13 protein-coding genes are annotated in these 11,470 nt (G+C 67.7%); 1 reads left to right on the top strand and 12 read right to left on the bottom strand.

Features of this window, described 5'->3' with window-relative positions; translation table 11 throughout:
* From FHY04_RS13120 to FHY04_RS13095, 6 genes are all read right to left on the bottom strand, one after another.
* Nucleotides 1-480 carry an RcnB family protein gene (locus tag FHY04_RS13120; protein WP_183936765.1) on the bottom strand — a complete coding sequence of 160 codons (480 nt, stop codon included), beginning with the start codon at nucleotides 478-480 and terminating at the stop codon, nucleotides 1-3.
* A 148-nt stretch (nucleotides 481-628) separates the two neighbouring features.
* Nucleotides 629-1,504 carry an alpha/beta fold hydrolase gene (locus tag FHY04_RS13115; RefSeq protein WP_183936764.1) on the bottom strand — a complete coding sequence of 292 codons (876 nt, stop codon included), beginning with the start codon at nucleotides 1,502-1,504 and terminating at the stop codon, nucleotides 629-631.
* Nucleotides 1,505-1,652: 148 nt separating this feature from the next.
* Nucleotides 1,653-2,552 carry a pirin family protein gene (locus FHY04_RS13110; protein WP_183936763.1) on the bottom strand — a complete coding sequence of 300 codons (900 nt, stop codon included), beginning with the start codon at nucleotides 2,550-2,552 and terminating at the stop codon, nucleotides 1,653-1,655.
* Complete coding sequence (locus tag FHY04_RS13105) at nucleotides 2,542-2,928, bottom strand: NUDIX hydrolase (RefSeq protein ID WP_409349167.1); 387 nt, start codon at nucleotides 2,926-2,928, stop codon at nucleotides 2,542-2,544. Before FHY04_RS13105 ends, FHY04_RS13110 begins: the two co-directional genes overlap by 11 nt.
* 202 nt (nucleotides 2,929-3,130) lie before the next feature.
* Nucleotides 3,131-3,838, bottom strand: coding sequence for a glutathione S-transferase (locus FHY04_RS13100; RefSeq protein WP_183936863.1), 708 nt, complete (start codon nucleotides 3,836-3,838; stop codon nucleotides 3,131-3,133).
* On the bottom strand, nucleotides 3,838-4,125 hold the full coding sequence (locus tag FHY04_RS13095) for a BolA family transcriptional regulator (RefSeq protein WP_183936761.1): 288 nt from the start codon (nucleotides 4,123-4,125) through the stop codon (nucleotides 3,838-3,840). The genes FHY04_RS13100 and FHY04_RS13095 overlap by 1 nt, the downstream gene beginning before the upstream one ends.
* Nucleotides 4,126-4,247: 122 nt before the next feature.
* Between FHY04_RS13095 and FHY04_RS13090 the strand changes: the two genes are divergently transcribed.
* Nucleotides 4,248-4,784, top strand: a complete 537-nt coding sequence (locus FHY04_RS13090; RefSeq protein WP_183936760.1) for a J domain-containing protein — start codon at nucleotides 4,248-4,250, stop codon at nucleotides 4,782-4,784.
* A 4-nt stretch (nucleotides 4,785-4,788) separates the two neighbouring features.
* Here FHY04_RS13090 and FHY04_RS13085 read toward each other — a convergent pair whose 3' ends face one another.
* From FHY04_RS13085 to cobT, 6 genes are all read right to left on the bottom strand, one after another.
* On the bottom strand, nucleotides 4,789-5,376 hold the full coding sequence (locus tag FHY04_RS13085; protein ID WP_183936759.1) for a DUF922 domain-containing protein: 588 nt from the start codon (nucleotides 5,374-5,376) through the stop codon (nucleotides 4,789-4,791).
* Nucleotides 5,369-6,052, bottom strand: coding sequence for a Fe2+-dependent dioxygenase (locus tag FHY04_RS13080; protein WP_183936758.1), 684 nt, complete (start codon nucleotides 6,050-6,052; stop codon nucleotides 5,369-5,371). The genes FHY04_RS13085 and FHY04_RS13080 overlap by 8 nt, the downstream gene beginning before the upstream one ends.
* Nucleotides 6,046-6,792, bottom strand: coding sequence for a tetratricopeptide repeat protein (locus tag FHY04_RS13075; RefSeq protein WP_183936757.1), 747 nt, complete (start codon nucleotides 6,790-6,792; stop codon nucleotides 6,046-6,048). Before FHY04_RS13075 ends, FHY04_RS13080 begins: the two co-directional genes overlap by 7 nt.
* A gap of 8 nt (nucleotides 6,793-6,800) precedes the next feature.
* Nucleotides 6,801-9,305, bottom strand: a complete 2,505-nt coding sequence (locus FHY04_RS13070; protein ID WP_183936756.1) for a TonB-dependent siderophore receptor — start codon at nucleotides 9,303-9,305, stop codon at nucleotides 6,801-6,803.
* Nucleotides 9,306-9,379: 74 nt separating this feature from the next.
* Nucleotides 9,380-9,622: a ribbon-helix-helix domain-containing protein gene (locus FHY04_RS13065; protein ID WP_183936755.1), complete on the bottom strand. Its 243-nt coding sequence runs from the start codon at nucleotides 9,620-9,622 to the stop codon at nucleotides 9,380-9,382.
* Nucleotides 9,623-9,644: 22 nt separating this feature from the next.
* Nucleotides 9,645-11,468 carry a cobaltochelatase subunit CobT gene (gene cobT, locus FHY04_RS13060; protein ID WP_183936754.1) on the bottom strand — a complete coding sequence of 608 codons (1,824 nt, stop codon included), beginning with the start codon at nucleotides 11,466-11,468 and terminating at the stop codon, nucleotides 9,645-9,647.
* Nucleotides 11,469-11,470: the final 2 nt, after the last annotated feature.

The raw sequence follows: 11,470 nt of genomic DNA, 5'->3' as shown, positions 1-11,470 counted from the left end.
TTAGTAGAAGAAGCCGTTGTTGACCTGTGCGACGCGGCCGTTGCGCGTGTCGACCAGGACGACGTCGCGGCCATAGCGGACCCAGCGCTGATAGCCGAAGCCCGGGCGCGGCAGGCGATAGGTCTGGTAGTCGTTGATCCAGTAGTTGCGGCCGTAATATTGCGGCGCGAACCGGTGGCCGACATTGACCGGACGATATTGATAGCCGCGTGGGCCGACATAGGCGGGGCGGCGATAGACGTTGGCGTGGCTGCGGCGATAATCGCGCCAGTCCTCACGACGCTCCTGACGGTCTTCGCGCAGCTCGCGGCGCGCTTCGCGCACGTCGCCGCGGTCGCCGTAGCGGCGCACCTGCTGGAGTTCGCGCTGGCTCTGACGCACTTCACGGTCGCTGCGACGGACTTCGCCATAGCTCTGCGCGCTGGCAAACGTGGGGACCAAGGTTGCGGCGGCTACGGCCGCGAGGATGATCTTACGCATAATGCTCTCCTGTCTTCGACGCCGTATCAAACGGCATGACAGGGGATTTGCTCCCCGGCCGCTGAACGGTTTCAGAATGTGCTGGTCAGGATTCAGACAGGTGGCGGTCAGGCGTACCTCCACTGCCGTCATCCTGACAAAGGGGGAGTCAGATCCCCCAGCGGCGCATTGCGGCGATCACCGCGTCGGGTTTTTCCCAGGGGACGAAATGGCCCGCATCGACCTTCTCGATCGTCAGCTCGGGGACATAGTCGGCAAGATCGAGCTGGCTCGGCAGCAGCGCGGTGTCGCGCATGCCCCAGATCACCAGGACCGGCATCTTCATCGGCGGGAAGGGTGCGTCGAGAAAGGCGGGGCGGGGCGGTGTCTCGTCCATCGCGGGGACGACGATCGCGCTGGCGCGGTACCAGTTGAGCATCGCGGTCATCGCGCCGGGCTGTGACCATTCGTCGAGATAGGCGGCCTTGTCCTTGCCCGCGATCGCCTGCGTCACGTGATGCGCGAAGGTCGAGCCGAGGAACTTCTCGAGCCCTGTGCCGGTGAGGCCCTGGTCGATGCTCGTGTCGCGGAAGCGGCGGATATACTGGCTCGCCTTGCGCTGTTCGGGATCGTCGAAGATCGTCCGCTGGAAGACGAGCGGGTGGGGGGCGTTGACGATCACCAGCCGTTCGATGCGGTCGGGATGCTGGAGCGCGGCCATCCAGGCGACCGCGCCGCCCCAGTCATGCCCGACCAGCGTGAAACGGTCGATCTTGAGCTGATCGGCGAGCGCGAGCAGGTCGGCGACGATCTTGTCGGGGGTGTAGTTCGCGACGCCCTCGGGCTTCGACGAGCGCGCATAGCCGCGCTGGTCGGGGGCAATGACATAATGGTCGCGCGCGAGGTCGGGGGCGATGTGGCGCCAGGTGCGGTGCGATTCGGGGAAGCCGTGGAGGAGGATGACGGGCGGGTTGGCGGGATCGCCGCTGATCGCGACGTCGAGGTCGACGCCGGTGGATAGTCGGAGGCTCTGCAGCTCGGTCATGTCTCTCTCCCGCGTGGTGCCCCCGGATCTGGCCGGGGGTCGATATGGTCTGCACCGATAGGGGGAGTGTGCGGTACCGCGCAGGGCGGGACAAGGGCCGGATCCATTTCGCGATCCTCCCCCTGGCGGGGGAGGATCTATCTGCGGGTCAGGGGTAGCTGACCGTCTTGGGTATCGCCGGGATCTCGATCCGTTCCTTCTCGTCGCCGGGGACCTTCGGGAAATTGCCCGCATTCCAGTCGCGTTTCGCCTGTTCGATGCGGTCGCGGTTCGAGCTGACGAAGTTCCACCAAACGTGGCGCGGTGTCGTGAACGCATCGCCGCCGCACAGCATCGCCCGCCCGCCGCTCGCCGAGCGCAGCGTCGCCGCGATCCCGGGGCGCAGCACGTAGAGCACCTGCGGCTCGAGCGGCACGCCCTCCAGCGTCGCCTCGCCCATGGCGAGATAGACCGCGCGCTCCTCCGCCGCCGCGTCGATCGGCACGCTCGCACCCGGGTCGAGCGCGATGTCGGCGTAGATCGTGCCCGAATAGGTCGTGGTCGGCGCGCTCTGGCCCCACAGGCTCCCCATGATGATCCGCGAGCGCGCACCGTGCGCCTCGATCACCGGCAGCTGCGCCTTGGTGACGTGTTCGAAGGCGGGATCGATCTCCTCGACCGCCTCGGGCAGCGCCAGCCAGGTCTGGATACCCGACAGGTTGGGCCCGCCGGCGCGCTCGTCACCGGGCGAGCGTTCGGAATGGACGATGCCGTGACCCGCGGTCATCAGATTGACCGCGCCGGGCTCGATCCGTGCCTTCGTGCCGAGCGAATCGCGGTGGTCGATCGCGCCGTCGAACAGATAGGTGACGGTCGACAGGTTGATGTGCGGATGCGGGCGCACGTCGATGCCCGTACCGACCTCGAGATGCGCGGGGCCCATCTGGTCGAAGAACAGGAACGGGCCGACCATCGTCCGCTCCTTGTTCGGCAAGGTGCGGTGGACCTTGAAGCCGCCCAGATCATGCGTCGAGGGCAGGATGGTCTGGAGGACGAAATCATCCAGCATGGCGTGTCTCCGTGGCGTCGAGGAGTTCGACGGGGTCCGCTGGATAGAGGACTTCGTCATGCCCCGCGATGTCGTTTCGGGAAAACCAGCGGTGACCGACGAGCAGCTTGCGCTCCTGATCGGTGAGCCCGCCCGCCGCGACGTCGCACGTATCCACGTCGACGCGGAAATAGCGTTCGTCGGCGGTCACCTCGACGCCCTCGAAGGTCCGGAAGTCGACGACGCGGCGCGCGACCTCGGGGCCGCAATCCATATCGAGCCCGACCTCTTCCCAAAGCTCGCGGCGGGCGGCGGCGGCATAGCTCTCGCCCGGATCAACCGCGCCGCCCGGCGTGCACCAGAGCGGCGGGCGATCGTCGGGGGTGAAACGGAACATCAGCACGCGGTCCTGCGCATCGACGAGCAGGATGCGCGCGGCGGGGCGCGGGGTTCTCACAGCCCGATGCACCTCCCCGGCGAAGGCCGGGGTCCAGTTGGAAAGGTCGATATCGCGAAGGGCTGCCCATCGTTATGCCTGTCCCCCAACTGGACCCCGGCCTTCGCCGGGGAGGTGTTGGATGTCGGGAAGCGACCAAGGCTCACGCGGCGTCGAGTTCGGGATAGTGGCGGAAGATGCCGTCGGTGTTGAACGCGATCCGCCGGTCGCTGTTCAGATAGGCCCTGATCGCGGGGATCTCGGCGACCTGGTCGCGGATGCGGGCCAGGTTGGGATAGTCGGGCTCGAGCGTGCGCATCCGCTGCGGGAACATGTAGCGCAGCCCCTCGACGATCTGGAACAGCGAGGTGTCGGCATAGGTCCAGCGATGGTCGATCAGCCATTCGCCCGGATTGGCCTGTGCCGCATCCTCGAAGTGACCGAGGAATTTGGGGAGCCGCTGCTCGCGGAACTGCTTCGCGGCGCGCGCGGCCTCGGGCTTCTGGTCGGCGTAATAGTCCATCATCGCGACCGGGTGGTGGACGTTGTGAACCTCCGCGACGAGATCGGCGAACGTCAGCTGGAGCTGGTTGAGCCACAGCCGATCGGCCATGTTCGACGGCGCGAGGTCGTGGCGTTCGCCCAGATACATCAGGATGTTGGCGACCTGTGCGATCACCAGACCATTGAGTTCGAGATAGGGCGGGGCGAAGGGCGTGCGGCCGGTGCGGTCGTTGAGATCGGCCATCAGCGCCTCGGCACCGCGATCGTGTGCCGCATCCGTATAGGGAATCTCGCCGCCCTCGAGCGCGAGGCGGACGAATTCGCCGCGGCCCTGAAGGCCGGGCCAGTACCAGAGCGTATAGGCCATCATGCCTCTCCAGGCGCACGCGTCTTGATCGCGAGCGCGTGGATCTGCGTGCTGAGCAGTTCGGCGAGCGCGTGGTTCACGAGGCGTTGCCGGGCGACGCGGTTAAGCCCTTGGAACGCCGGTGCTTCCACCTCGACACGGAAATGCGTCTCGCCGGTGCCGTCGTCACCCATATGTCCGGCATGCAGCGCGCTCTCGTTGACGACGGTCAGATGGGTCGGGGCGAGCGCGGCGGTGAGGCGCGCGGTGATCTGGTCCTGTACGGAGCCGGTGGCGAGGTCTGTCATCCGACCTATATAGCCCGTCTTGGATAGACGGGGAGCCGGTGACGCAAGACGCGAGAAAAGAGCGCAAGGATCGGCCCAGCCCCCGTTTCCACGGGCGCGTGGAGGGCAGCGGACGTGTGTGCATGTGGCCGGGCTGTGCCGAACCCGGCGAATTCCGCGCGCCGCCGCTCGAGGGGCCGAGCGATGGCGGGCCGCCGCAGTTCCGCTGGTTCTGCCTCGAGCATGTCCGCGCGTTCAACGCAGGCTATAATTATTTCGACGGGATGACCGCGGACGAGATCCACCATGCGCAGCGGCCGATGGCGGGATGGGAACGCGAGACCCGGGCCTTTGCGCATGGCGGCGGCGACACGCCGCCCAAATGGGCGGACTTTGCCGACCCGATCGATGCGATCGGCGCGCGGTTCGGCGAGCGGATGGCGGCGGGTTTCGGGGGGGCGCGCAAGGACGGCCGCGTGCTGTCCGATGGCGAGCGGCGATCGCTGCGCGTGCTGGGGCTGGGGACCGACACCGACCGCACCGCGCTGCGCAAACGCTATAGCGAGCTGGTGCGGCGCTATCATCCCGATCGCAATGGCGGAGACCGGGCGCATGAATCGGAGTTGCAGAAGGTCATCGCCGCCTATCAGCATCTGAAGGGTGCCGCGGCGTTCGCCTGACGGGTCAGGAGGCGGGGAAGCTTGCCCCGTCCTTGGTGCCATGCGCCGTCTCGCGGTCATAGGCGACATGATAGGCGTCGAGCGTGGCAAGCGCTGCCTGCGCGGCGGCGTCCGCAGTCCGGCAGGTCGCCCGCCGGATCGCGGCCAAAATGTCGCCGCGGTGGCGATAGGTGTAGCGGACATGCCCCGCCTCGTGCCGGGCAAGCGCCGCGGCATAGCGGTCCCAGTCGGCGCGCTCGGCGGCGGTCAGCCGGGCGGTCGCCGCGAGTTGCGGCATGCGTACGGTCGCCTTGTAGCGGATCGTCGCCGCGGCAAGATCGCAGCCGCCGCGTCTGGTTCGCGGCCAGGACCAGCGCAGGTCCCAGCTGCTCAGCGCATCGACCCGGCGGCCGTCATGCGCATCGGTCGGCCGGGCGGCGTCGATCGCCCGGCGGACCGCCATCGCATCGGCGCCATCGACCAGGTAATAGTCGATCGTCACGTCCGGTATTCCGGCAAACGCTAGGTTAGCGTGCGCGCTCGACTGGCTGCTGATCCCCGCGATCGCGACCAGCGCGACGAGGGGCCGGATCGGCAGGGCGTGGTCACGCATCGGCCCAGCGACGGAGCAGATTGTGATAGACGCCGGTCAGCCGGATCGTCGCCGGGTCGGCCATCCCTTGCGCCGCGGCGACCGCCTGCACGCCCTGATCGAGATCGAACAGGATCCGGCGCGCGCCGTCGTCGCGGACCATCGACTGCAGCCAGAAGAACGACGCGGTCCGCACGCCGCGCGTCACCGGCGTCACCCGGTGCAGGCTGGAGGCGGGATAGACCACCATGTGCCCGGCGGGCAGCTTGACCGATTGCGGCCCGAACTGATCCTCGATCACCAGCTCGCCGCCGTCATAGTCGGCGGGGTCCTCGAGAAAGAGCGTCGCCGACAGGTCGCTGCGGATCCGGAAATCGCTGCCGCGGCGGATACGGATCGCTGTGTCGACGTGCAGCCCGAAATCCTGCCCGCCGGCATAGCGGTTGAACAGCGGCGGGAAGACCTTCAGCGGCAGCGCCGCGGCGATGAACAGCGCCGACTGCCCCAGCGCGTCGAGGATCATGCCACCGGCGTCCTTCGTCGCAGCGGACTCCTCGGGCAATTGTTCGTTGCGCTTGGCGAGTGCGCTTTGCACGCCCGAGGTCGCGTTGCCGTCGACCCACTCGGCCGCGTCGATCAACGTACGGACCCGCGCGACGCCGGCGGAATCGAGCACGTCCGGAATCGCGATCAGCACTGCGCGCCCTCCCGCAATGCCGCGACGCCGCGCGTGCGGAACGCCGCGATGTCGCTGGTCGCGAGAAACGCCTGCGCCTTCGTCACGAACGCGGCGTTGCCCCGCGCGCCGGCCTGTTCGAGCCAGCCGAGCGCGGCGTCGATCTCGCCCGCCGCACCGAGCATCCGCGCATGGTTGAAACAGCCGCGGAAATCGCCGCCTTCTGCCGCGCTCGCATAGCAGGCCGCGGCACGCGCGAGGTCGCGGGGGCAGGCCCAGCCATCCTCGGCGAAGCTGCCGACGAAGTTGATCGCCTTCGCGCTTGCAAGCCCTGTGTTCATCGCGGCAACCTTCTCCAGCAAGGCGAGCGCGGCCGGCCTGTCCTCGGGCACGCCGTCACCCAGCGCCAGCAGCGTCGCGTAATTGTACATCGCCCAGTCGAGCCCGCGCGCAGCCGCGACCCGGTAGCATTCGGCCGCGCGCGCCTTGTCGACCGGCGTGCCCCAGCCGAGATCGTAGCAGCGCCCGACCATGTTGAGCGCCATCACGTGATGCTGCGCCGCCGCCCTGATGAACCAGGCCAGGGCAGCAGCCGGATCGGCCGCGACACCGGCGCCGTCGAGCAGCATCTGCCCGTAGACCGCCTGTGCCTCCGCCACGCCGGCGTCTGCCGCCTCGCGCACGAACGCCGCGCGGTCCTCCGGACTGCCGGAGAGGCGCGCGGCGATGGCGTCGGGCGAAAGTGTGTCTAGCGCCGTCACTCTGGCCCTCAGAACCGCAGGTTGACCGTGCCGAACACCGTACGGCCCGCAGCGAGCGTGGCATAGTGGCTGGCATAGGTCTGCGAGAAATAGGTCTTGTTGGTCAGGTTCTGCGCGTTGACGCTGAGGTCGATCATGTCGGTCAGCTTGTAACTGGCCCGCGCATCGAAGCGCCAGTAACCGGGCGTGCTGCGGGTGAGGACCTTGGTCGCGGGGGTTACCGTGACGACGCCCGCCGCGGTCTGTCGCGCGGCGCGATTGTCGGCATAGCCGCCGATCTGTTCGTCCATGTACAGTGCCGTGCCACCGATCTGCAGCCGGCGCGTCACATCGACACTGGTCGTCGCGGTGAAGCTGTTCTTCGCGGTCTGCGGCACCTGCTTGCCGGTGTTGACCGACACGACGCCGGTGGTCCGCGCAGGCTGGACGACGGTCGTCACCCCGTTCGCGGTGGTCGTGATCGCGGGGGCGGTCAGCGTCGTGAAGCCACCGTCGATGATCTTCGGATCGAGATGCGTGAACCCGCCGAACACCGTCCAGCCGGGCAGGATCGTCCCGCTGACGTTGAACTCGAACCCGCGGATCCGCGTCTCGCCGATGAACGACGCGGTGTTGGTGTCGTCGAGCACGCGCGCGTTGGAAATCTCCGTCTGGAACACCGCCGCGCCGAGCTGCAGCTTCTCGGCGAACAGGCTGGCCTTGGCGCCGACCTCGTACGATTTGGTCTTTTGCGGCTTCAACAGCCCGAGCACTGCGGCGGTGATCGCGTTATCCTCGCGGCCCTCGCCGAGCAGGCTGTTGGGCGGCGTCGCGGCGGTCGCGTAGCTCGCATAGAGGCTGGTCTCAGGCGTCGGCTTTAAGACGAGCCCTGCTTGCCAGTTGAAGAGGTTGTCGACGCGCGTGAGCTTCGTCTGCGTTGCGCCCGGCAGCGTGATCGTCGATTCGAACCGGTCGTAACGCGCACCCAGGTTCAGGATCAGCGCGGGGATCAGCGTGATCGAATCGAACGCGTAGACCGCCTTGGTATTGGCGTCGTTCTGCGTTTCCGTGGACAGCGCGCCCCGTGCGATCGGGGTCTGCGTCGTCGACGTGTCGCTCGCGTAATTGACCCAGGGCGCATAGGGGTTCGGATCGAACAGGCTGACGCAATAGGAGCGCGCGATCGTCGCCGTGTTGCAGCGTGGCGAGATCGTCGAGCCGTTCGCCGACACGAACGTGCCGCGCCGCGTCTTTTCCCATGAAAGCTCGGTGCCGAGCGAGAAGCTGTGCTCGATACCGCCGGTATTGAATTTGCCGTACAGGTCGGTCTGGTCGACGATGCTCTCGCTATAGCCGTAGCGCGTGTTGCCGCGCGTCCAGACATAGCCGCCATTGGTCACGTTCGCGCCCGTATTGGTCGCGGTGGTGCCATAGACATTGCCCTGGCTGTCGTCGGGGAGGGTGAAGATGAAGCTTTGCGTGCTGTGCGTGTAGCGTGCGGTGTTACGCAGCGTGATGCCGCCGAAATCATGCTCGACGCGGATCGTTGCTTGGTTGGTGTCGGCGTCGCGGAAGTCGCGCGCGGCCAGCCCGTAGAAGTTTTTCCGGGAGACAAAACCGGTCTGGCCGCCCGCGGTCGTCACGGTACCGAGCGCGGGCCGTGTCGTGACGCTGCCGGTGCCGGGGTGATTGTTGATCGTGTAGAGATAGGGGATGCCGCTGTCGGGCAGTTCGCTGCTTTCCATGTGATAGAAGCTCGCGGTCAGCCGGGTCGGCGTGCCGAGCCCGATCGCGACGGAGGGCGCCACGCCCCAGCGCTTCTGCCAGATCGCATCGCGGCCCGCGACATCCTGGTCGTGCCACATGCCCTGGATCCGGAATGCCGCGGTGTCGGAGATCTTGAGGTTCAGGTCGCCGGTGACGCGCTTATAGTCCGCCTCGCCATAGCTGCCGCTGAGCGATCCGAACGTGTCGAGCACGGGCAGGCGCGACAGGATGTTGATCGTGCCGCCCGCCGAGCCGCGGCCGCCGAGCGTCGAATCGGACCCGCGGACGATCTGGACTGACTCCACCGCGAACACCTCGCGCGTCTGCGAGGCGAGGTCGCGGACACCGTCGACGAAGATGCTGCCCTGGCTGTCGAACCCGCGGATGAAGGGGCGGTCGCCGATCGGATTGCCACCCTCCGCGGCGCCGAAGGTGATGCCGGGCACGGTGCGCAGCGCATCCGCGAGGCTGTTCGAACCGGTCTGTTCGATCACCTCCTTGGGCAGGACGATGATCGAGCGCGGGGTATCGACCAGCGGCGCGACCTGTTTCGGGCCGGCGTCGCGTTCGCGGTGGCCGTTGACCAGGATCTCGTCACGGTGCTGCACGTCGGCCGTATCCGTCGTGGCCTTGGGCGTCGCCGTCGTCCGGTCGGCATCGGCGGCGAACGCCGGCGCGGTCGTGAAGGCGCCGATGCAGGACAGGGCCAGGAAGGCGGGCATCGTGGCAGGACGCGGCGCGACGCCCCGCGGCGAAACAGTCGACATAGTGAAACCCCTTTTGCTCTTGGAGTATCGCTATTGAGAGTCGTTCGCACTGTCAATGCTAATGCGAGTGGTTCTCAAGTCGACTCGTCGAACAACCAGCTGCGCAAGGCACTGGCAAGGTTCGGGGGCACGTCCGCGACGATGCGCAGCGCGTCGATCTCGGCGACCAGTGCCGACAAGGGCAGGTCGAGCCGGACCGCCTCGCGCTCGAGCGCCTGCCAGAAGATCGGTTCGAGGCTGATCGACGTCTGGTGACCCGCGATCGTGATCGACCGCTTCACGGGGCCTGCAAACCCGCCGCGCGGGGGGGCGATCACGCGCGTGGTGGCCGAATGGCCGTCACTCGGTGTCGAAGAGCGATGCGAGCTGTTCGATGATCGTCCCGCCGAGCTGTTCGACGTCCATGATCGTCACCGCGCGCGCATAATAGCGCGTCACGTCGTGGCCGATGCCGATCGCGACGAGCTCGACCGGCGACCTGGTCTCGATCCAGCCGATCACCTGACGCAGATGGCGTTCGAGATAGGACCCCGAATTCACGCTGAGCGTCGAATCATCGACCGGCGCACCGTCGCTGATCACCATCAGGATGCGGCGTTCCTCAGGCCGCGCGACGAGCCGGGCATGCGCCCACATCAGCGCCTCGCCGTCGATATTCTCCTTCAGCAACCCCTCGCGCATCATCAGCCCGAGCGAGTTGCGTGCACGCCGCCATGGCTCGTCGGCGCGCTTGTAGACGATGTGGCGGATGTCGTTGAGACGGCCGGGCTGGGGCGGACGACCAGCCGCGAGCCAGGTCTCGCGCGACTGGCCACCCTTCCACGCGCGCGTGGTGAAGCCGAGGATCTCGGTCTTCACACCGCACCGTTCGAGCGTGCGCGCAAGGATGTCCGCGCTAATCGCCGCGATCGAGATCGGACGCCCGCGCATCGACCCCGAATTGTCGATCAGCAAAGTGACGACGGTGTCGCGGAAATCGGTCTCGCGCTCGGCCTTGTAGCTGAGCGACAGCGTCGGGTTGACGATCACGCGGGCGAGCCGCGCCGCGTCGAGGATACCCTCCTCCTGATCGAAATCCCACGAGCGCGACTGCTGCGCCATCAGCCGGCGCTGCAGGCGGTTGGCGAGCTTCGAGACCGCAGATTGCAGATGGACGAGCTGCTGGTCGAGATAGCCGCGCAGTCGTGCCAGTTCCTCGGCATCGCACAGCTCGGTCGCGGCGATCACCTCGTCGAATTGCGTCGTCCAGGGCTTGTAGTCGAACGCGGTGCCCATGTCCGCCATCGGGCGGTTGGGGCGGACGGGCTGCATGCCCTCCTCGCCGTCATCGCCGGGCTCGCCGTCGATGTCGTCCATCGACTCGTCGCTCTGCTCCTGGCCGTCGCTTTCCTCGTTCTGCTGCTCGGACTGTTCGCCGCGCGCCTCGACTTCGCCCTGGCCGTCCTCGCCCTGGTCGTCGCCTTCGTCGCCCTCGTCCTGCTGCTGCTCGTCGGTGCCCTCGTCCTCGGAGCCGCCCTCTTCGCTCTCCTCGGGGACCTGGTCCGCCTGGACGAGCTCGAGCTCGGCGAGCATCTTGCGCGCCAGGCCCTGGAACGTCTTCTGGTCGTCGATCGCGTAAGCCAGCGCGTCGAGATCGGTCTTCTGCTCGATCCACTCCCGCACCAGCGCGAGGCCGGGGGCGGCGACCGCGGGCGATCCCTGCCCGGTCAGCCGCTCGCGCACCATCAACCCGAGCGCGGTCGACAGCGGCACCTCGTCGCGGTTGCGCGCGCGCGTGATCGGGTCGGCGCGCAGCCGGACGTCGAGCGCCATGGCGAGATTGTCACTGATCCCGGCATAGCCGCGCGACCCCAGCGCCTCGACACGTGCGGTCTCGACCGCATCGAACACCGCACGCGCGACCGCCTCGACCGGCGCGGCACGGTTATGCAGCGCGATGTCGTGATGCTTCAGCTGAAGCGCGAAGCCGTCAGCGAACCCGCGCGCTTCCGCGACCTGTTCGGGGGGCAGCGCGCGCGCGGGCATCGGCACCTTGATGTGCTTGCCCGACTGCGCCGGCGCGTCCGCGGTGAAGGCGAGCTCGACCTCGGGCTCCTCCGCGATCGCACGCGCGGTGCCGGCGAGAACCGCCTTGAACCGGTCGAGGGGCGTTTCGTTCGCCAAGG

Source organism: Sphingomonas sp. BK481, from assembly GCF_014194875.1.
Taxonomy (GTDB): domain Bacteria; phylum Pseudomonadota; class Alphaproteobacteria; order Sphingomonadales; family Sphingomonadaceae; genus Sphingomonas; species Sphingomonas aerolata.
This window is presented reverse-complemented; position numbering and strand designations above follow the sequence as displayed.

What these genes read in the sequence shown, in the direction of transcription:
- FHY04_RS13095 (WP_183936761.1), bottom strand. Translation starts at nt 4,125, where the DNA reads ATGACAGACCTCGCCACCGGCTCCGTACAGGACCAGATCACCGCGCGC.
- FHY04_RS13100 (WP_183936863.1), bottom strand. Translation starts at nt 3,838, where the DNA reads ATGGCCTATACGCTCTGGTACTGGCCCGGCCTTCAGGGCCGCGGCGAA.
- FHY04_RS13090 (WP_183936760.1), top strand. Translation starts at nt 4,248, where the DNA reads ATGTGGCCGGGCTGTGCCGAACCCGGCGAATTCCGCGCGCCGCCGCTC.
- FHY04_RS13110 (WP_183936763.1), bottom strand. Translation starts at nt 2,552, where the DNA reads ATGCTGGATGATTTCGTCCTCCAGACCATCCTGCCCTCGACGCATGAT.
- FHY04_RS13120 (WP_183936765.1), bottom strand. Translation starts at nt 480, where the DNA reads ATGCGTAAGATCATCCTCGCGGCCGTAGCCGCCGCAACCTTGGTCCCC.
- FHY04_RS13070 (WP_183936756.1), bottom strand. Translation starts at nt 9,305, where the DNA reads ATGTCGACTGTTTCGCCGCGGGGCGTCGCGCCGCGTCCTGCCACGATG.
- FHY04_RS13115 (WP_183936764.1), bottom strand. Translation starts at nt 1,504, where the DNA reads ATGACCGAGCTGCAGAGCCTCCGACTATCCACCGGCGTCGACCTCGAC.
- FHY04_RS13085 (WP_183936759.1), bottom strand. Translation starts at nt 5,376, where the DNA reads ATGCGTGACCACGCCCTGCCGATCCGGCCCCTCGTCGCGCTGGTCGCG.
- FHY04_RS13105 (WP_409349167.1), bottom strand. Translation starts at nt 2,928, where the DNA reads ATGTTCCGTTTCACCCCCGACGATCGCCCGCCGCTCTGGTGCACGCCG.